This window comes from Vibrio sp. VP6, assembly GCF_028823755.1.
GTDB lineage: Bacteria > Pseudomonadota > Gammaproteobacteria > Enterobacterales > Vibrionaceae > Vibrio > Vibrio parahaemolyticus.
Genome location: NZ_JAPEID010000029.1, coordinates 30,548 through 49,829, shown reverse-complemented (window position 1 = coordinate 49,829; position 19,282 = coordinate 30,548). Strand labels below are relative to the sequence as shown.

Here is a 19,282-nt window from a genome sequence, read left to right as displayed (position 1 = left end):
GGGCGAAAGGTAACCACAAATTACAAAAAACCCCCGCGCTGAAAAGTCCGGGGGTTTTTTTACAACTACAAGTTGTCATCTGTCTAACCCTCGGACAGTTTAACGGGAAGAATGGGAGCGCACATGAAGTGCAACACACATGGCAATCGCTACGAGCCACAACGTAGCAAAGGAGGTTTACGATGACTGGTGCACAACTTGTCGTAGCCGCTTTAAGACAGCAAGGCATCAAGACGGTGTTTGGTTATCCCGGTGGAGCCATCATGCCAATCTATGATGCCTTGTATGACGGAGGTGTCGAGCACATCTTATGCCGTCATGAACAAGGGGCCGCTATGGCCGCCATCGGTATGGCTCGATCCACTCAAGATGTTGCCGTGTGCATGGCAACTTCCGGCCCTGGGGCCACCAACCTTGTTACCGGCCTAGCCGATGCTTTCCTTGATTCCGTTCCTTTGGTAGCCATCACAGGTCAGGTTGCCAGCTCTCATATCGGTACCGATGCGTTCCAAGAAATGGATGTGATTGGTATGTCTCTCGCCTGTACTAAGCACAGTTATCTCGTTACTGACATTGAAGATCTTGCGCCAACGCTAGCCGAAGCGTTTGAAGTGGCCAAAACGGGTCGTCCGGGCCCGGTCATTGTCGATATTGCGAAAGATGTTCAGCTTGCTCAAGCCCCAACAGAATTACTGCCACCTTACGTTGCACCTGAAATCGAAGACGTCAGCGCTGAAGACATCAAACGCGCGCAAGACGTACTGGCGGCGTCCACTCGCCCGGTATTGTATGTCGGCGGCGGTGTGCAGCTTGCGAAAGCAACAGATGCAGTGAGAGAGTTCTTACGTCTGAACCCGATGCCAGCGGTAAGCACTCTGAAAGGCTTAGGTACGATTGAACGCCATGACCCTCACTACTTAGGCATGTTGGGTATGCACGGCACCAAAGCGGCCAACCTTGTGGTTCAAGAAGCGGATCTGTTGATTGTCGTAGGCGCGCGTTTTGATGACCGTGTGACGGGCAAACTCGATACCTTTGCGCCGCACGCCAAAGTCATTCATATCGACATCGATGCGGCCGAAATCCATAAGCTTCGCCACGCAAACGCACCACTGCGAGGCGACATCAATACCATTCTTCCTCAGTTGGAGCTGACTCAAGATATCTCATCGTGGGTTCACCACAGTGAAAGTCTGCGTAGCGGCTTTAAGTGGCGTTACGACCACCCTGGCGATCTTATCTACGCGCCGCTGCTGCTTAAGCAGTTATCTGACATGATGCCAGACAGCGCAATCGTCTCGACTGACGTAGGCCAGCACCAAATGTGGGCAGCTCAGCACATTCAGCCACGCGATCCGCAAAACTTCATTACTTCCGCAGGCTTAGGCACCATGGGTTTTGGTTTGCCAGCAGCAATGGGCGCATCAGTCGCGCGTCCGGATGATCAGTCTATCCTTATTACAGGTGACGGTTCATTCATGATGAACGTGCAGGAGCTAGGCACGCTAAAACGTCGCCAAATTCCTGTGAAGATTGTTCTCCTAAACAACCAACGTCTTGGCATGGTTCGCCAATGGCAATCACTGTTTTTCGACGGTCGCCACAGTGAAACCATTCTTGATGACAACCCAGATTTCGTGATGTTGGCAAAAGCCTTCGACATTCCGGGCAAAACCATCACCAAGAAAGAAGAAGTCGAACCTGCACTTAAAGAGATGCTAGCGAGCGAAACTTCTTACATGCTTCACGTTTTAATTGATGAAGAAGAAAACGTGTGGCCACTTGTACCACCTGGTGCATCAAACAGTGATATGTTGGAAAACACGTAGGAGACATCACATGGACAGATATTTACTCGACATCAAAGCCGACGACAAACCGGTACTGTTAGAGCGCGTTCTACGTGTGATTCGTCACCGAGGCTTTGTGATCAAACAGGTGGCCGCTACTCAAAACCACGAAAGTAAAGTAGCCAGCGTCGAGATCATCGTCGACAGCGATCGACCAATCTCGTTTTTGATCAATCAAATTGAGAAGTTGTGGGACGTTCGTAAAGTTGAGGTGCTGAAAATCCGCAACGATGAACTGCCAAATCACAACTTACAACAACACGTAAGTGCATAAGGAAGGCAACAAATGGCAACGAAAACTGTAGATTTCATTTGGTTTAATGGTGAGATGGTTCCATGGGCAGAGGCGAACGTGCACGTTCTCACTCACGCCATGCATTACGGCACCTCGGTATTTGAAGGGGTACGCTGCTACAACACACCAAAAGGCCCAATTGTCTTCCGTCACCGTGAGCATGCACAGCGTTTAAAAGATTCCGCCAAAATTTACCGCTTCCCTATTCCATACTCTGTTGAAGAAATCATGGAAGCAACGCGTGAAACTCTGCGTCAAAACAAACTCGACAGCGCTTACATTCGTCCATTGGGATTTGTGGGCAATGTCGGTTTAGGTGTGTGTCCTCCAGTAGGCACCGAAATGGAACTGATCATCGCGGCGTTCCCATGGGGCTCGTACCTTGGTGAAGAAGCACTAGAAAAAGGCGTGGATGCGATGATTTCAAGCTGGAATCGCGCGGCACCTAACACCATCCCTACCGCTGCAAAAGCGGGTGGTAACTACCTTTCTTCACTACTCGTTGGTGGTGAAGCACGTCGTCATGGTTACGACGAAGGTATCGCACTGAGTGTTGACGGTTACTTGTCAGAAGGCGCGGGCGAGAACATCTTTGTCATCAAAGATCGCGTGATCACTACACCACCAGCCACCAGCGCTATCCTACCGGGCATCACTCGTGACTCGATCATGACCATTGCTCGCGATAAAGGTTACGAAGTCCGTGAAGCTAACATTGCCCGCGAAGCGCTATACCTTGCGGATGAAGTATTCATGACCGGTACCGCAGCAGAAGTTGTGCCTGTAGCTACCATCGACAAAATTGAAGTGGGCAGCGGTAAACGCGGTCCGATTACCAAAGAATTGCAAGAAGCCTACTTTGGCCTATTTAACGGCACCACAGAAGATAAGTGGGGCTGGTTAGACTATGTGTACCCAGAGCAGCAGTAAGAAGGATTTAAGAAATGCCAAAATATAGATCAGCAACCACCACACATGGTCGTAACATGGCGGGAGCTCGTGCGCTCTGGCGTGCAACCGGTGTAAAAGACGAAGATTTCGGTAAACCAATCATAGCAGTGGTGAACTCATTCACTCAGTTCGTACCAGGCCACGTACACCTTAAAGATTTGGGCCAACTTGTTGCTCAAGAGATTGAAGCGGCAGGCGGCATCGCAAAAGAATTCAATACCATCGCCGTCGATGATGGCATCGCAATGGGTCACGGCGGCATGCTTTACTCGTTGCCATCACGTGAACTGATTGCCGACTCGGTCGAATACATGGTTAATGCGCACTGTGCAGATGCGATGGTGTGTATCTCTAACTGTGACAAAATCACTCCAGGGATGCTGATGGCGTCAATGCGTCTCAACATTCCAGTTATCTTCGTATCTGGCGGCCCAATGGAAGCGGGCAAAACCAAGCTTTCAGACCAGATCATCAAGCTAGACCTTGTCGATGCCATGATCCAAGGTGCCGATCCAAAAGTGTCTGACGAACAAAGCGAACAGATCGAACGCAGTGCATGCCCAACGTGTGGATCGTGTTCAGGCATGTTCACCGCAAACTCAATGAACTGTCTGACAGAAGCTCTGGGTCTGTCTCAGCCAGGCAACGGCTCGCTGTTGGCAACGCATGCCGATCGTAAAGAGCTGTTTATCAATGCAGGTAAACGCATCGTTGAACTCACCAAACGCTACTACGAGCAAGATGACGAAACGGCTCTACCACGCAATATCGCGACCAAAGCCGCATTTGAAAACGCGATGGCACTCGACATCGCAATGGGCGGTTCGACCAATACGGTGTTACACCTTTTAGCTGCAGCGCAAGAAGGTGAAGTCGATTTTGATATGACGGACATCGACCGCATGTCTCGCCAAGTACCACACCTTTGTAAAGTGGCTCCTTCAACGCAGAAATACCACATGGAAGATGTACACCGTGCGGGTGGCGTTGTCGGTATCCTTAGTGAACTGAACCGTGCAGGTCTGCTGCGCAATCAGTCTAAGACTGTCCTAGGACTGACTTGGGAAGAACAGCTAGCCAAATACGACATCATGCTGACCGATTCAGAAGAAGTGAAATCATTCTACCGTGCTGGCCCTGCGGGTATCCGCACCACACAAGCATTCTCGCAAGATTGTCGCTGGGATACCCTCGATGATGACCGCGCGGAAGGCTGTATCCGCACCAAAGAAAACGCGTTTAGCCAAGATGGCGGCCTTGCCGTTCTGAAAGGCAACATCGCGCTGGATGGCTGTATTGTGAAGACTGCTGGTGTGGACGAAAGCATCCTGAAATTTACTGGCCCTGCGGTAGTGTTTGAAAGCCAGGAAGATGCGGTAGACGGCATCCTTGGCGGCAAAGTGAAAGCGGGCGATGTAGTTGTGATTCGCTACGAAGGTCCAAAAGGTGGCCCGGGCATGCAAGAAATGCTCTACCCAACCACTTATCTAAAATCGATGGGCTTAGGTAAAGAGTGTGCGTTATTAACTGACGGCCGCTTCTCTGGTGGTACATCTGGTCTGTCTATCGGCCATGCTTCTCCAGAAGCGGCCAATGGCGGTGCGATCGGCTTGGTTCAAGACGGCGATTTGATTGCGATTGATATTCCAAATCGCAGCATCTCTCTTGAGATCTCTGAACAGGAACTTGCAGAGCGCCGCGTAAAACAAGACGAACTGGGTTGGAAACCAGCAAATCGTCAACGTGAAGTGTCTTTCGCCCTAAAAGCGTACGCCAGCATGGCAACCAGTGCTGACAAAGGTGCAGTACGAGATAAATCGAAGCTAGAGGGCTAGCCATGATGGAATCTCAACCCGAAAAAAAAGTGAATCAATCTGGCGCAGACTATCTGCGCCAAATCCTTCGCGCACCTGTTTATGAAGTCGCAACAGTAACGCCGCTGCAAGAAATGCCTCGTTTATCTGCACGTATCGGGAATAACGTACAGATCAAGCGTGAAGACCGCCAACCAGTACACTCGTTCAAACTGCGCGGTGCCTACAACATGGTGGCAAGCCTAACTGAAGCACAGAAAGCCGCGGGGGTGATTGCAGCATCGGCAGGCAACCACGCTCAAGGCATGGCACTGTCTGGCACCAAACTCGGAATCAAAACCACGATTGTTATGCCAAAAACCACACCAGACATCAAAGTCGATGCGGTACGCAGTTTCGGTGGCAATGTGGTGTTGCACGGCAACAACTTTGATGAAGCCAAAGCCGAGGCCGAACGCTTGTCAGAACAACATGGCTATACGTTCGTGCCTCCTTTCGACCACCCATTGGTGATCGCAGGCCAAGGCACCATCGGCATGGAAATGCTGCAGCAAAATGGTCATCTCGACTATATCTTCGTGCCAGTTGGAGGCGGTGGCTTGGCGGCTGGTGTAGCGGTTCTGGTCAAGCAACTGATGCCAGAAATCAAAGTCATCGCCGTCGAGCCTGAAGACTCGTCTTGTCTGAAAGCGGCGCTTGATGCTGGTGAGCCAGTGGTACTCGACCAAGTCAGCATGTTTGCTGATGGTGTGGCGGTAAAACGCATCGGTGAAGAAACGTTCCGCTTGTGTCAGAAATACATTGATGGTCATGTGGCGGTTTCAAGCGATGAAATCTGCGCTGCCGTAAAAGACATTTTTGAGGATACTCGCGCGATTGCTGAACCATCCGGGGCGCTTGCGCTTGCTGGCTTGAAAAAGTTTGTTGAGCAAAACCAACTGGAAAACAAAAACCTTGCCACGGTGCTGTCTGGCGCAAATACCAACTTCCATGGTTTACGTTATGTTTCAGAGCGTTGTGAATTAGGTGAGAAGCGTGAAGGTCTATTAGCCGTGACGATTCCAGAACGCCAAGGCGCTTTCTTTGAATTCTGTAATCTGATTGGCGGCCGCGCTGTCACCGAGTTTAACTACCGTTACAACGATGATGAACTGGCGAATATCTTTGTTGGTGTACGCCTGCAAGGCGGTCAGGAAGAGCTGGATAACATCATTCGCGATCTACGCGAAGGTGGCTACCCAGTCGTGGATTTGTCCGACGATGAAATGGCCAAACTGCACATTCGTTACATGATCGGTGGCAAGCCCTCGAAACAGCTGAAAGAACGTCTCTATAGCTTTGAATTTCCTGAGTATCCAGGCGCACTATTGAAATTCTTAAGCACGCTTGGCACCCATTGGAACATCAGCCTATTCAACTACCGTAACCACGGCGCCGACTACGGACGCGTTCTATGTGGTTTCGAGTTAGATGAAAGCGACTTAGCCCAATTTTCAGCGCATTTACGAGAACTTGGCTACCAATGTAAGGATGAAACCGATAATCCATCCTACAAGTTTTTCTTGTCTTAATTCGCCTTATCAACACCTCGCTGCAGCGAGGTGTTTTGTTTCCAATTTACGGTTTCATGGACCAAGTGATGAGCTAATACTGAGATCGGACGTTTCTTTTGACTAACACTGCAACCAATCTTGATGCAACTGATTCGGTGATCCCAAATAATCCACCATCCATTGGATCAACTTATGATCGTCATCTTTACGCCATACCAAACAGCATCGGCTCAATGGCTTGTCATCTTGCAGCAGTTTCTCCACCAGCACACCTTCATGAATAAGTGGCATCGCAATATGACGCGGCATATACCCGACTCCAACGCCATTTTTTAAACATTCAATCGCACTGTACCAATTGGGCAATAATAAACGACGCTGCTTGGCATAGTGACCTGTGTGTCGTTTTGGCAGTACGTTCGATGTGTCATCCAGACAAATCGCGGGGAACTGGCTAACAAACTCTTCGGTGAGAACCTGCTGACGTACACAAGGATGAGCAGGCGACATGACAAACGCCCAATCCAACACCCCCATATCTTTCACTTCGAAATCCCCGCCGACCGGAACCGCTGAAGTGGCTCCGACTACGATGTCGGCACGACCTTGAGCGATCGCCTCCCAAGAGCCGTTAAAGACTTCCATGTTGATTTGCAGTTCCGCAAATTCAAACTCTCGATAAAAATCTTCCACTAGCGGCTTGAGCTTTTCGAGCTTCACTACGTTATCCAACGTCAGTTTCAACGTTGTTTTCCAGCCGTGCGCAGCGCGACGAGTTTGTGCTTTCACCTCTTCCATCTGACGCAGTAACGAGCGAGCTTCAGCCATGAATAGCTCACCCGCTGGTGTTAATTCAACTTTCCTTGGTAAGCGGCGAAATAGCACGACGTCCAAATCCTGCTCTACCTGTCGCACGCCATAGCTGATCGCCGAAGGAACTTTGTGAAGCACTTCAGCAGCGGCCGTAAAACTGCCTAACCGAGCAACCGTATCGAGCATTTCCAGTGATGCTTTAGAGAACATGATTTCTGACCATTCAAAAAATTTGATTGATAACCAACAATTTTAGCGTTTTATTTTCTCAAAATCGAAAAATAGAATAATAAGGTAAATAAATCAGGGTTGGCGCCAACTGATATTGATTAAAAAATGATTAAATAATTTGATTGGTTGAATCATGAAAATATCAAAACTACAGCTCGTTTATCTTGCAGCTTTATCTATGCTTGGCTTTGTTGCCACTGACATGTACTTACCTGCGTTCAAAGCGATGGAAATCGACTTTGCTACAGGTCCCGAACAAATCGCACTTTCTCTGACCGTATTTCTTGTAGGTATGGCTTTTGGTCAGTTGATGTGGGGATTGGCATCGGATAAATTTGGTCACCGCAATACGCTGGCCGCAGGTCTGGTACTCTTTACCATTGCCTCATTCGGCTTAGCATTCTGCGATGAAGTTTGGCAGCTACTGACACTGCGCTTTGTGCAAGCAATCGGCGTGTGTGCTCCTGCGGTTATCTGGCAAGCGATGGTGATCAAGCGTTACTCCAGCAGTAGCCAGCAAATTTTTGCAACCATCATGCCGTTGGTGGCACTATCACCAGCACTTGCACCTCAACTGGGTGTGGTTTTAGCGGATAGCTTTGGTTGGCATAGTATTTTTATCGCATTAACGCTTGTTGGTGTGGTGCTCGTTGCTGCAACCATGGCACAAAAGAACGAACAAGCCGAAATCAAACAAACCAGCATGTCTGCGGATATTAAAGCGTTACTAGGTTCAAAAACTTACCTAGGTAACGTGTTTATGTTTGCAACCGCTTCGGCAGCGTTCTTTGCTTACCTTACTGGTATGCCAGAAATCATGGCGCAGCTAGGATACGAAGCCAAAGACATTGGTCTGAGCTTCATCCCTCAAACCATTGCGTTTATGGCTGGTGGCTATTTAGGTAAAGTCGGCGTACGTAAGTTTGGGGATGAGAAAGTATTACGCCAGTTAATCGGCCTGTTCAGCGTTGCTGCACTACTGATTTTCGTCGCTTCACAGTGGGAGCTTACGTCAATCTGGCCAATTCTTGCGCCATTCTGTTTGATTGCCGTTGCAAATGGTGCGCTTTACCCAATCGTCGTAAACCGTGCCCTAGCTAGTGCACACCAAAGCCCAGCGACAGCAGCAGGTCTACAGAACAGTCTGCAAATCTGTGTGAGCAGCTTATCGAGCGCATTAGTTGCCGCGATGGCAAGCCAAGCTCAAATGGTTACGGGCGTGGCAATCGTCATTTGTATGGGTGGTTTGTGGATGGGTTACATTTTGTCGAATCGTGAACTATCTAAGCATTTCACTACACCTGACAACGCTCGCGTCGTCAGCGAAGATGAACTTTAAGTCTGTACTTCAGTCCATCCGATCATAATAAGAGCCGCGTAATGCGGCTCTTTTCATTTATAAACTTTTCAGTCCCCACTTTTGAGCAGTCTGCTTAAAGAAGCCTTGTGTTTTTTTTAACTCCACCCAGTGATTGATGTAGTTAATCCAGACTTGGTCGTCTTGTGGTAACAACATGGCTATTGGAGTCGGTCTGCGAGGTGCTTTCACAGGCACAATCGCCAACTGTTTGAACTTGTCCACCAGCGTCGCCGCTTCCACATTGGAAGTCACAGACACGTCCGCTCTGCGAGCCAACAGCTCTTGGAAATCTCGCGCGGGAACTTCAATCACAATATGCTGCGCCGATGGGAAGAACTCTTTCACCATTTTTTCTTGTACCGTACCTAACGTCGCAGCCACTTTCACATCGGGTTTATTAAAATCCGCCCAATCAGAGAATTTGGCGAGATCTTTTTTCTGCACCACTGGCACAAACGCCAAGTAGAAATAGGGTTGGCTATAACCAGCCACCTTCGCACGCGACATGTTTAAAGACGCACTGCCAGTGATGTCGTACTTGTTGGCCGTAATGCCATTAACCAGCGTTTTCCAATCGGTGGCAACGTACTCCACTTTGACACCCAGATCTTTAGCAAGCTCGGTTGTGACATCAATATCAAAACCACGATAACTGTTCGTGGCTGGATCTTTCATTGTCATCGGATTCCAGTCCCCAGTCGTCCCTACTCTCAACACGCCTTTATCCAGAATCTCTTGAAGACGGCTCTGAGCATGAACAACTTGAGTGACCATAAGCAGACATATTCCTAGCGCAAACAAAATCTTTTTCATTTTTATTCCCTTAAAAATAATGACCTTATACGGTTTAATTATTAACCTTTATTACAACCCCATTGATAACATAGCAGTAACAATGGAAGTTTTTTAGTTAATTCAGGGAGTAAATGTGACCTTTCGAACTCTATGGCTGATTTCGCTGCTGTTGTTAACGGGTTGCTCAGATCACCAATGGGGCTGGTATGTACTCGACCCGTCAACGGAACAAGGGATAACCAACCTAAAGTTTTTAGTCGCGGGGTTTAATGACACCATTCAAGTGTCACTCTTGAGTATGTGTTTTGCCATGACACTTGGGCTGCTGATTGCGTTGCCTGCACTTTCTCGCTCACCAACGCTCAAATGGATGAATCGCATCTACGTTGAGGTGATCCGCTCAATCCCAGTATTGGTGTTGCTCTTATGGGTTTACTACGGCATGCCAACGCTGCTCGATGTCTCTCTCAATCATTTTTGGGCGGGGGTAATTGCACTGACTATCGCTGAAAGTGCGTTTATGGCAGAAGTATTTCGCGGTGGGATTCAAGCGATCAACCGAGGTCAGCATGAAGCGGCAGAATCACTTGGTTTGAATTATTGGCAGAAGATGCGCTTGGTGATTCTTCCGCAAGCATTTCGACAAATTTTACCGCCGTTAGGGAATCAGTTTGTCTATATCCTCAAAATGAGCTCTCTGGTGAGCGTAATCGGTTTAAGTGACTTAACTAGACGTGCCAACGAGTTAGTGGTTAATGAGTACTTACCGTTAGAAATTTATACCTTCTTGGTTCTGGAGTACTTGTTACTCATTCTATTCGTTTCTCAAACAGTACGTTGGTTAGAAAAGCGTATCGCGATTCCCAGTTACTGATACTTGCACTCAAAACGACAAAGCCGCTCTCACTGGAGCGGCTTTGAGAATTTAGCTTTTAAGCTCAGGTAACGCTTACTTTTGCTTAACTGGACGTTGCTTTGAGAATTTAGCTTTTAAGCTCAGGTAACGCTTACTTTTGCTTAACTGGACGTTGCCAACCAGTAATCTTACGCTCTTTAACGCGAGTGATCACTAACTCACCCTCTTCCACGTCTTTAGTCAGTGTGGTACCAGCGCCGATAGTGGCACCATCAGCAATAGTGACAGGTGCCACCAGCTGGCTATCAGAGCCAACAAACACATCGTTACCAATGATGGTCTTGAACTTATTTGCGCCATCGTAGTTACACGTAATCGTGCCCGCACCGATATTAGTGCGTTGACCGATTTCCGCATCACCAAGGTAAGTCAGGTGGTTTGCTTTAGAGCCTTCACCAATGCGCGCATTTTTCACTTCCACGAAGTTACCGACGTGCGCGTCGTTACGTAGCTCGGCACCAGGACGCAGACGAGTGAATGGACCTACGGTACACTCTTCACCAACGGTTGCGCCTTCAATCACACTGTAAGGACGAACGATAGTGTTATCGTCGATTTCACAGTCTTTCAGCACACAACCAGTGCCGATAATGACGTTATCACCCAGCGATACGTTACCTTCGATGATGACATTTGCATCGATTTCACAATCCATACCGCACTGAAGCTCACCGCGTAAGTCAAAACGCGCTGGGTCACGTAGCATCACACCTTGTTCAAGTAGTTTTTGTGCTTGCATAGATTGGAACGCGCGCTCTAGACGAGCAAGTTGAGCGCGATCATTAACACCTTCTACTTCAATGGCATTCACTGGGTGAACCGCTTCAACGGCACGCCCTTCGTCGTGCGCAGCAGCAATAACGTCTGTTAGGTAGTACTCACCTTGAGCATTGTTGTTGTTTAAGCCTGACAACCAACGCTTCAGATCACCACCAGTCGCAACCATTACGCCAGTGTTGATCTCTTTAATTTGCTTTTGTTCTTCGCTTGCGTCTTTTTGCTCAACGATAGCAACCACTGGACCATTTTTACGAATGATACGGCCGTAACCAGTCGGGTTATCGAGCATTACAGTAAGTAACGCGATGCCACCTGTTGGTTGTGCATCAAGTAGGTTTTCAATGGTTTCAGGAGAAATCAGTGGAACATCACCATAAAGAACTAGGATCTTTTCATCGTCTTCGAAACGTGGAGAAGCCTGATCCACCGCGTGGCCAGTACCAAGCTGATCTGCTTGAAGTATCCAGTTAACAGTCTCATCGGCAAGTGTGGTTTGCATTTGATCACCACCGTGACCAAAGACTAGGTGAATGCTTTGTGCGCCAAGGCCAGTACAAGTATCGATAACATGTTTAACCATTGGCTTCCCTGCCAAAGTGTGTAGCACTTTAGGCATATTTGAGTGCATACGGGTACCTTTACCCGCTGCAAGAATCACAGCACTGAACTTCATTGAGAACCTATAGACGTTTTCTGTTAATTGGCCGTTATTTTAAACAGCTCTTTTTGAATAGTTAATGGAATTAAGTAAATTTCCAACTAAAAATAATCAAAAAGGCGACCTTAAAGGTCGCCTTTTGTCATGCAACGTTGCTAATTGAGCTTAGCGACGCTTTTTGGTCAGCTCGATAACTCGAAGCTGAGCAATGGCTTTAGCCAGTTCGCTGGCCGCTTGTGCGAAGTCCATGTCACCATGCTGATTCTGGATTTTCTCCTCAGCGCGGCGCTTGGCTTCTTCTGCCTTCGCTGCGTCTAGATCTTCACCACGAATCGCTGTATCAGCCAGTACTGTAGCAGTACCAGGCTGAACTTCGACCATACCACCAGAGACATAAATGAACTCTTCGTGGCCGTGCTGTTTCACAATACGCACCATACCAGGCTTAATAGCGGACAGCAGCGGAGTGTGGCCGTGGAAAATACCCAGCTCACCTTCGCTACCGGTCACCTGAAACGTTTCTACGCGACCAGAGAAAATACGTTTCTCAGCGCTCACTACGTCTAGGTGAAAGGTTATTGGTGCCATATCGCCTCCTAGTTAGCCTTATAGCTTCTTCGCATTCTCGATAGCATCGTCAATCGTACCGCAGTACATGAACGCTTGCTCTGGAATGTCATCGTACTCACCAGCTAGTAGACCTTTGAAGCCACGTAGAGTCTCTTTAAGAGGTACGTAAACACCAGGGTCGCCTGTAAATACTTCTGCTACGTGGTAAGGCTGAGTTAGGAAACGCTCAATCTTACGTGCACGAGATACAACTTGCTTATCTGATTCAGATAGCTCGTCCATACCTAGAATCGCAATGATGTCTTTCAGCTCTTTGTAGCGCTGAAGTGTCTGCTGAACGCCACGAGCGATGTCGTAGTGATCTTGACCAACAACTAGTGGGTCTAGCTGACGAGACGTAGAATCTAGTGGGTCGATCGCTGGGTATAGACCCATTGCTGCGATGTTACGGTTAAGTACAACCGTTGCATCCAAGTGCGCGAACGTTGTTGCTGGAGACGGGTCAGTCAAGTCATCCGCAGGTACGTATACCGCCTGTACAGACGTGATAGAACCTTGCTTAGTTGACGTGATACGCTCCTGTAGTACACCCATCTCTTCTGCAAGAGTTGGCTGGTAACCTACCGCTGAAGGCATACGACCTAGAAGTGCTGATACCTCAGTACCTGCAAGCGTGTAACGGTAGATGTTATCAACGAACAGTAGTACGTCACGACCTTCGTCACGGAAACGCTCTGCCATTGTTAGACCAGTCAGAGCAACACGTAGACGGTTGCCCGGTGGCTCGTTCATCTGACCGTAAACCATCGCTACTTTAGATTCTTCAGGATTCTCAACGTTTACAACGCCCGCTTCCTGCATCTCGAAGTAGAAATCGTTACCTTCACGAGTACGTTCACCAACACCAGCAAATACTGATAGACCTGAGTGTTGAAGTGCGATGTTGTTGATAAGTTCCATCATGTTAACGGTCTTACCTACACCTGCACCACCGAATAGACCGATTTTACCACCCTTAGCGAATGGACAAACCAAGTCGATTACTTTAACACCAGTTTCTAGAAGTGCTGTTTCGTTTGATTGCTCTTCGTAGCTTGGTGCTTCACGGTGGATAGAGTAAACCTCTTCTGCACCGATCTCACCACGCTCATCAATCGCGTCACCTAGGACGTTCATGATACGACCTAGAGTTTTAGTACCTACTGGTACTGAAATTGGAGCGCCAGTGTTAACTACTTCAACTCCACGACGTAAACCATCAGAGCTACCCATTACGATACAACGAACTACGCCACCGCCTAGCTGTTGTTGAACTTCAAGAACTAGACGCTCTTTTGAGTCCGTTACGTTTAGAGCGTCATATACACTAGGTACTTCGCTCTGTGGGAACTCTACGTCGACTACCGCACCGATGATCTGTACGATCTTACCTGTAGCCATCGTTAATCCTCTAAACTATTTCGTTTTACCTAAGCTTAAACCGCAGATGCACCACCAACGATTTCCGACAGTTCTTGTGTGATCGCAGCCTGACGGGCTTTGTTGTACACAAGTTCCAGATCTTCAATCAAGTTGGTTGCGTTATCCGTTGCAGCCTTCATCGCAATCATTCGAGCCGCTTGCTCACAAGCAAGGTTCTCAACCACACCTTGGTATACCTGAGACTCTACGTAACGCACTAATAGCGTATCCAGTAGAGGCTTTGGCTCAGGCTCATAGATGTAGTCCCATGAGTGCTCACGCTGCATCTCTTTGCTGTCCGATTTAGGCAAAGGTAGCAATTGATCGATCGTTGGTTGCTGAACCATAGTGTTCACAAACTTGTTGAACACTACGTATAGACGGTCCAGTTCACCTTCATCGTATTTCTTAAGCATTACGCCAACAGAACCGATTAGGTCTTCTAGGCTAGGGCTGTCGCCAAGGCCAGAAACCTGTGCCGCAACTTTTGCGCCACCATGTTTAAAGAAAGCTGTTGCTTTCGAGCCAATCACTGCCAGCTCAATTTCAGCGCCTTTCTCTTTCCATGTTTGGATGTCTGTAACGGCTTTTTTGAACACGTTGATGTTCAAACCACCACACAGACCACGGTCTGTCGAAACGATGATGTAACCAACACGTTTCGCTTCACGCTCTTCTAGGTACGGATGACGGTACTCTAAATTTGCGTTTGCCACGTGACCGATCACTTTACGCATTGTTTCAGCGTATGGACGAGAAGCTTCCATTGCATCTTGAGAGCGACGCATTTTTGAAGCTGCTACCATTTCCATCGCTTTCGTAATTTTCTGCGTGCTTTTAACACTACCGATTTTATTACGTATCTCTTTTGCGCCGGCCATCGTTACTCTCCGTTAGTTGGTGGCAGAAACTGCCACCGACCTAATTACCAAGTTTGGGTTGCTTTGAAGTCGTCAGTCAGTTTCTTCAACTGAGCTTCGATTTCATCGTTGTAAGCACCAGACTTGTCGATCTCAGCTGCTAATTCAGCGTATTGACCGCGAGCGTACGATAGTAGAGCCGCCTCGAAATCTAGAACTTTGTTCAGTTCTACATCATCAAGGTAACCGCGCTCTGCCGCGAAGATAACTAGTGCTTGGTCAAATACAGACATTGGAGCGTACTGCTTCTGCTTCATTAGTTCTGTAACTTTTTGACCATGGTCTAGCTGTTTCTTCGTTGCTTCATCAAGATCAGAAGAGAACTGAGCAAATGCTGCTAGTTCGCGGTATGCAGCTAGTGCTGTACGAATACCACCTGATAGTTTCTTGATGATTTTTGTCTGAGCTGAACCACCTACACGAGATACTGAGATACCTGGGTCAACCGCTGGACGTACACCTGCGTTGAATAGCTCAGTTTGTAGGAAGATCTGACCATCGGTAATCGAGATTACGTTAGTCGGTACGAATGCTGAAACGTCACCTGCTTGAGTTTCGATGATAGGAAGAGCAGTCAAAGAACCAGTCTTACCTTTCACTTCACCGTTAGTGAAACGCTCTACGTACTCTTCATTTACACGAGCTGCACGCTCTAGTAGACGTGAGTGTAAGTAGAATACGTCACCTGGGAATGCCTCACGGCCTGGTGGACGTTTTAGTAGTAGAGAGATCTGACGGTAAGCTACCGCTTGTTTAGATAGATCATCGTAAACAATCAGTGCGTCTTCGCCGCGATCGCGGAAGTATTCGCCCATCGCACAACCTGCATATGGCGCTAGGTATTGTAGCGCTGCAGATTCAGAAGCAGATGCAACAACAACGATAGTGTTTGCTAGCGCGCCGTGCTCTTCTAGTTTGCGAACTACGTTAGCGATAGTCGATGCTTTCTGACCGATTGCTACGTAGATTGAGAAAATACCAGAGTTTTTCTGGTTGATGATCGCATCGATCGCCATCGCTGTTTTACCAGTCTGACGGTCACCGATTACAAGCTCACGCTGACCACGACCGATAGGGATCATTGAGTCAACTGATTTGTAGCCAGTTTGTACAGGTTGGTCTACCGATTTACGGTCGATTACACCTGGTGCGATCACTTCTACAGGTGAAGTCAATTTCGCTTCGATTGGACCTTTACCATCGATAGGCTCACCCAGCGTGTTTACTACGCGGCCTAGTAGTTCTGGACCAACTGGCACTTCAAGAATGCGGCCAGTACCTGTAACTTTCATGCCTTCCTTAAGGTCAGCATATGGGCCCATTACTACCGCACCAACCGAGTCACGCTCAAGGTTAAGTGCCAGTGCATAACGGCCACCCGGTAATTCAATCATTTCACCTTGCATCACGTCCGCTAGGCCGTGGATGCGGATGATACCATCGCTTACCGATACGATAGTACCCTCGTTGCGAGCTTCACTAACAACTTCGAAAGATTCGATACGCTGTTTGATCAGATCGCTAATTTCCGTGGAATTAAGTTGCATGCTCCAATCCCCATTAAGACTGCAATGCATCGCTCAGGCGGTTCAAACGACCACGCGCTGAGTCATCGATGACTAGGTCTCCGGCTCGAATAATAACCCCACCAAGTAGGGTCTCATCTACACTGCAATTCAGCTTCACTTTGCGTTCAAGACGCGCTTCAAGTTTGCTGCCAATATTTGCAAGTTGTTCATCAGAAAGTTCTGATGCTGAAATGACTTCAACATCAATTTCTTTCTCATGCTCTTTCTTCAGAATGAAGAATTGCTCACAAACATCAGGAAGGGCCGCTAAACGACCATTCTCAGCCATCACCTTAAGAAGGTTTTGACCGTGCGCATCAACTTGTTCACCACAAACTGCAACAAAGATTTCTGCCATTTTTTCAGCAGAGAATGAACTGGTTAGAAGCTCATTCATTTGTTCGTTTTTGGCAACTTCAGCAGCAAAAGACAGCATTTGACCCCATTGGTCTAGCTGGCCCTTATCTACCGCAAAGTCGAAGGCTGCTTTAGCATAGGGGCGTGCGATTGTAGTCAAATCAGACATATGCGCCCCCAGACTTAAAGTTTTGCAGTAATGTTGTCGAGAATATCTTTTTGCGCATCTTTATCGATTGTACGCTCAAGGATTTTCTCAGCACCAGCTACAGCCAGAGTAGCAACTTGTTTGCGCAGCTCATCGCGTGCACGATTACGTTCAGCTTCAAGTTCTGCTTCCGCTTGCGCTAGGATTTTCTGGCGTTCTGCCTGAGCTTCCTCGCGAGCTTCATCAATAATTTGAGACTTACGCTTGTTCGCTTGTTCGATGATCTCAGTTGCTGTGCGCTTCGCTTCTTTCAACTGATCAGAAGCGTTGGCTTGTGCTAGATCCAAGTCTTTAGCAGCACGTTCAGCTGCTTGAAGACCATCAGCAATTTTTTTCTGACGTTCTTCAATCGCTTGCATCAATGGTGGCCATACATACTTCATGCAGAACCACACAAATAGTGCGAACGAGATTGCTTGACCTAGCAGAGTTGCGTTTATGTTCACAACAGCTACCCCTCTATTTGGACTTAGTGTTAATCAGTGACAAGCTAAAGCTTGTCCCGAGTTAAAGGTGATTAACCTAGTTGACCAACGAATGGGTTTGCAAATGTGAATAGTAGCGCGATTACGATACCGATCATTGGAACCGCATCAAGTAGACCTGCGATGATGAACATCTTAACTTGTAGCATAGGAGCCATTTCTGGTTGACGTGCTGCACCTTCTAGGAATTTACCACCTAGTAGTGCGAAACCAATCGCTGTACCAAGAGAAGCAAGACCGACGATAATACCTACGGCGATTGCAGAAAAGCTCAGTAAAGTTTCCATTACTATCTCCAATTTATAGTTGTTGGCTTAGTGCCCAAATAAAAAGCTTAAAAAATTAATGATCAGAGTCTTCGTGTGCCATTGACAGGTAAACAATTGTCAACATCATAAATACGAAGGCTTGAATCGTAATAACCAAGATATGGAAGATTGCCCACGGTAGTGAACCCATCCATTGTAAGTACCATGGTAGCATTGCCGCACAAAGAATGAATACAACCTCACCCGCAAACATATTACCGAATAGACGCATACCAAGTGAAAGAGGTTTCGCAAGTAGCGATACCACTTCGATCAGTAGGTTAAACGGAATCATCAGTGGGTGATTGAATGGATGTAGTGCAAGTTCTTTTGCGAATCCACCTAGACCTTTCACTTTGATGCTGTAGTAGATCATCAATGCGAAAACGCCTAGAGCCATAGCCATGGTGATATTCACATCAGCAGAAGGTACGACCTTAAGGTAAGGAATACCTAGCCAATGCTCTGCTGGGTATGGTAAGAAGTCGATCGGGACTAAGTCCATCACGTTCATCAAAAATACCCAACAAAAGATAGTCAGTGCTAAAGGCGCGATCAGTGGGTTGCGTCCATGGAACGTGTCTTTGACGTTATCGGCGACAAATTCAACGATCATTTCTACAGCACACTGAAGCTTACCCGGTACACCCGCTGTTGTTCTCTTTGCTACTTTGTAAAAAATTCCGAGGAAGATTAAACCAGTAAACCAAGAAAAAAACAGGCTATCGATATGTACGTTCCAGAAACTTGTCTCCGACCCTACTAAGCCTAACTTATACAGCGATAGGTTAGAAAGGTGGTGGGCAATGTATCCGGACGATGTTAGCGCTTCACCTGGCGCAGCCATAACTCATCCTATTTTTTGTTGTTAATGAATAGCACTGGTGCACAGATATTAATACCTAGTACCAGCAAATAGGTTAGTTTGAGGGGAACGAGTTCCACCTGCATATACATGTAGGCAACGTAGAACAGTGCAACCGTGATGAGAATTTTCAGTACTTCGCCCGTGTAGAAGGACGCAGCGATGCGCTTGGCAGCGCGAGCCCCACTAAACATAAAAGCACATAGCGCGAATACAGCATTGGCGACAACAAAGATGCCACCACCAATCAACGCTGAAATTCCCCATTCAGGATTTACGGCTACCGCCATTCCTGCTGCCACAAAAATAACCGCGCCAGACTGGATCATTAACAATTGCCTTGCGAGCTCTCGTCCTGGTCTAGCTAACGCAGCTACCATGTATTCGTACCTCTAGTAATATCCACTTCGCACTAATTCTCTATGTGCAGGGAAATTGGCGAAAATTATACGTTCAGTCGGAGTTAATGCAATTATATTGCATCAAAAACTTACAGTTTTGTTTACAAAACGACAACTTTCGCA

The 19,282-nt window shown here is 47.6% G+C and carries 19 protein-coding genes; 7 read left to right on the top strand and 12 right to left on the bottom strand.

Translation table 11 applies throughout. The features are described from left to right. The first annotated feature begins 182 nt into the window (after window positions 1-182). The 5 genes from ilvG to ilvA are packed head-to-tail and all read left to right on the top strand — an operon-like array spanning window position 183 to window position 6,481. The gene (gene ilvG / locus OU793_RS17335) at window positions 183-1,829 is read left to right on the top strand and encodes an acetolactate synthase 2 catalytic subunit (RefSeq protein ID WP_005461385.1); all 1,647 of its coding nucleotides are present in this window, start codon (window positions 183-185) and stop codon (window positions 1,827-1,829) included. Window positions 1,830-1,839: 10 nt separating this feature from the next. Continuing rightward, a complete protein-coding gene (gene ilvM / locus OU793_RS17330) occupies window positions 1,840-2,124 on the top strand; it encodes an acetolactate synthase 2 small subunit (RefSeq protein WP_005378958.1) in 285 nt (94 codons plus the stop codon). A 12-nt stretch (window positions 2,125-2,136) separates the two neighbouring features. Next, on the top strand, window positions 2,137-3,075 hold the full coding sequence (ilvE, locus tag OU793_RS17325) for a branched-chain-amino-acid transaminase (protein ID WP_140103292.1): 939 nt from the start codon (window positions 2,137-2,139) through the stop codon (window positions 3,073-3,075). A gap of 14 nt (window positions 3,076-3,089) precedes the next feature. After that, complete coding sequence (gene ilvD / locus OU793_RS17320) at window positions 3,090-4,931, top strand: dihydroxy-acid dehydratase (RefSeq protein ID WP_140103293.1); 1,842 nt, start codon at window positions 3,090-3,092, stop codon at window positions 4,929-4,931. Window positions 4,932-4,933: 2 nt separating this feature from the next. Then, window positions 4,934-6,481: a threonine ammonia-lyase, biosynthetic gene (gene ilvA, locus OU793_RS17315; RefSeq protein WP_053805075.1), complete on the top strand. Its 1,548-nt coding sequence runs from the start codon at window positions 4,934-4,936 to the stop codon at window positions 6,479-6,481. A 102-nt stretch (window positions 6,482-6,583) separates the two neighbouring features. Here ilvA and punR read toward each other — a convergent pair whose 3' ends face one another. Then, window positions 6,584-7,486: a DNA-binding transcriptional activator PunR gene (punR, locus tag OU793_RS17310; RefSeq protein ID WP_005465352.1), complete on the bottom strand. Its 903-nt coding sequence runs from the start codon at window positions 7,484-7,486 to the stop codon at window positions 6,584-6,586. 154 nt (window positions 7,487-7,640) lie between these two features. On the opposite strand from punR, the gene punC reads away from it, so the two are divergent. After that, on the top strand, window positions 7,641-8,846 hold the full coding sequence (gene punC, locus OU793_RS17305) for a purine nucleoside transporter PunC (protein WP_025499525.1): 1,206 nt from the start codon (window positions 7,641-7,643) through the stop codon (window positions 8,844-8,846). Between the two features lie 57 nt (window positions 8,847-8,903). Here punC and OU793_RS17300 read toward each other — a convergent pair whose 3' ends face one another. Next, a complete protein-coding gene (locus OU793_RS17300; protein ID WP_140103294.1) occupies window positions 8,904-9,680 on the bottom strand; it encodes a transporter substrate-binding domain-containing protein in 777 nt (258 codons plus the stop codon). A 115-nt stretch (window positions 9,681-9,795) separates the two neighbouring features. Between OU793_RS17300 and OU793_RS17295 the strand changes: the two genes are divergently transcribed. Beyond that, a complete protein-coding gene (locus OU793_RS17295; protein WP_140103295.1) occupies window positions 9,796-10,536 on the top strand; it encodes an amino acid ABC transporter permease in 741 nt (246 codons plus the stop codon). A gap of 133 nt (window positions 10,537-10,669) precedes the next feature. Here OU793_RS17295 and glmU read toward each other — a convergent pair whose 3' ends face one another. The 10 genes from glmU to OU793_RS17245 all read right to left on the bottom strand — a co-directional run bounded on the left by glmU (window position 10,670) and on the right by OU793_RS17245 (window position 19,138). Continuing rightward, on the bottom strand, window positions 10,670-12,031 hold the full coding sequence (glmU, locus tag OU793_RS17290) for a bifunctional UDP-N-acetylglucosamine diphosphorylase/glucosamine-1-phosphate N-acetyltransferase GlmU (RefSeq protein WP_024699592.1): 1,362 nt from the start codon (window positions 12,029-12,031) through the stop codon (window positions 10,670-10,672). Window positions 12,032-12,181: 150 nt separating this feature from the next. Then, window positions 12,182-12,604 carry a F0F1 ATP synthase subunit epsilon gene (locus OU793_RS17285; RefSeq protein WP_005456027.1) on the bottom strand — a complete coding sequence of 141 codons (423 nt, stop codon included), beginning with the start codon at window positions 12,602-12,604 and terminating at the stop codon, window positions 12,182-12,184. Window positions 12,605-12,622: 18 nt separating this feature from the next. After that, window positions 12,623-14,026 (bottom strand): F0F1 ATP synthase subunit beta, encoded by a 1,404-nt coding sequence (atpD, locus tag OU793_RS17280; RefSeq protein WP_005481178.1) that lies wholly within the window; start codon window positions 14,024-14,026, stop codon window positions 12,623-12,625. A gap of 35 nt (window positions 14,027-14,061) precedes the next feature. Continuing rightward, window positions 14,062-14,928 (bottom strand): F0F1 ATP synthase subunit gamma, encoded by an 867-nt coding sequence (atpG, locus tag OU793_RS17275; protein ID WP_005457304.1) that lies wholly within the window; start codon window positions 14,926-14,928, stop codon window positions 14,062-14,064. Window positions 14,929-14,972: 44 nt separating this feature from the next. Continuing rightward, the gene (atpA, locus tag OU793_RS17270) at window positions 14,973-16,514 is read right to left on the bottom strand and encodes a F0F1 ATP synthase subunit alpha (protein WP_005457301.1); all 1,542 of its coding nucleotides are present in this window, start codon (window positions 16,512-16,514) and stop codon (window positions 14,973-14,975) included. 13 nt (window positions 16,515-16,527) lie between these two features. Next, complete coding sequence (atpH, locus tag OU793_RS17265) at window positions 16,528-17,061, bottom strand: F0F1 ATP synthase subunit delta (RefSeq protein ID WP_005481164.1); 534 nt, start codon at window positions 17,059-17,061, stop codon at window positions 16,528-16,530. A 14-nt stretch (window positions 17,062-17,075) separates the two neighbouring features. Continuing rightward, entirely contained in the window at window positions 17,076-17,546 is a 471-nt protein-coding gene (gene atpF / locus OU793_RS17260) for a F0F1 ATP synthase subunit B (protein ID WP_005458451.1), read from the bottom strand. 71 nt (window positions 17,547-17,617) lie between these two features. After that, window positions 17,618-17,872 carry a F0F1 ATP synthase subunit C gene (gene atpE / locus OU793_RS17255; RefSeq protein ID WP_002540812.1) on the bottom strand — a complete coding sequence of 85 codons (255 nt, stop codon included), beginning with the start codon at window positions 17,870-17,872 and terminating at the stop codon, window positions 17,618-17,620. Between the two features lie 55 nt (window positions 17,873-17,927). Further along, on the bottom strand, window positions 17,928-18,740 hold the full coding sequence (atpB, locus tag OU793_RS17250; RefSeq protein ID WP_005458499.1) for a F0F1 ATP synthase subunit A: 813 nt from the start codon (window positions 18,738-18,740) through the stop codon (window positions 17,928-17,930). A gap of 8 nt (window positions 18,741-18,748) precedes the next feature. Further along, window positions 18,749-19,138: a F0F1 ATP synthase subunit I gene (locus OU793_RS17245; protein WP_005458481.1), complete on the bottom strand. Its 390-nt coding sequence runs from the start codon at window positions 19,136-19,138 to the stop codon at window positions 18,749-18,751. Window positions 19,139-19,282 lie beyond the last annotated feature (144 nt).

Bases quoted from the DNA above. Each gene is read 5' to 3' on its own strand.
- ilvG (WP_005461385.1), top strand. From the start codon at position 183: ATGACTGGTGCACAACTTGTCGTAGCCGCTTTAAGACAGCAAGGCATC.
- ilvM (WP_005378958.1), top strand. From the start codon at position 1,840: ATGGACAGATATTTACTCGACATCAAAGCCGACGACAAACCGGTACTG.
- ilvE (WP_140103292.1), top strand. From the start codon at position 2,137: ATGGCAACGAAAACTGTAGATTTCATTTGGTTTAATGGTGAGATGGTT.
- ilvD (WP_140103293.1), top strand. From the start codon at position 3,090: ATGCCAAAATATAGATCAGCAACCACCACACATGGTCGTAACATGGCG.
- ilvA (WP_053805075.1), top strand. From the start codon at position 4,934: ATGATGGAATCTCAACCCGAAAAAAAAGTGAATCAATCTGGCGCAGAC.
- punR (WP_005465352.1), bottom strand. From the start codon at position 7,486: ATGTTCTCTAAAGCATCACTGGAAATGCTCGATACGGTTGCTCGGTTA.
- punC (WP_025499525.1), top strand. From the start codon at position 7,641: ATGAAAATATCAAAACTACAGCTCGTTTATCTTGCAGCTTTATCTATG.
- OU793_RS17300 (WP_140103294.1), bottom strand. From the start codon at position 9,680: ATGAAAAAGATTTTGTTTGCGCTAGGAATATGTCTGCTTATGGTCACT.
- glmU (WP_024699592.1), bottom strand. From the start codon at position 12,031: ATGAAGTTCAGTGCTGTGATTCTTGCAGCGGGTAAAGGTACCCGTATG.
- OU793_RS17285 (WP_005456027.1), bottom strand. From the start codon at position 12,604: ATGGCACCAATAACCTTTCACCTAGACGTAGTGAGCGCTGAGAAACGT.
- atpD (WP_005481178.1), bottom strand. From the start codon at position 14,026: ATGGCTACAGGTAAGATCGTACAGATCATCGGTGCGGTAGTCGACGTA.
- atpG (WP_005457304.1), bottom strand. From the start codon at position 14,928: ATGGCCGGCGCAAAAGAGATACGTAATAAAATCGGTAGTGTTAAAAGC.
- atpA (WP_005457301.1), bottom strand. From the start codon at position 16,514: ATGCAACTTAATTCCACGGAAATTAGCGATCTGATCAAACAGCGTATC.
- atpH (WP_005481164.1), bottom strand. From the start codon at position 17,061: ATGTCTGATTTGACTACAATCGCACGCCCCTATGCTAAAGCAGCCTTC.
- atpE (WP_002540812.1), bottom strand. From the start codon at position 17,872: ATGGAAACTTTACTGAGCTTTTCTGCAATCGCCGTAGGTATTATCGTC.
- atpB (WP_005458499.1), bottom strand. From the start codon at position 18,740: ATGGCTGCGCCAGGTGAAGCGCTAACATCGTCCGGATACATTGCCCAC.
- OU793_RS17245 (WP_005458481.1), bottom strand. From the start codon at position 19,138: ATGGTAGCTGCGTTAGCTAGACCAGGACGAGAGCTCGCAAGGCAATTG.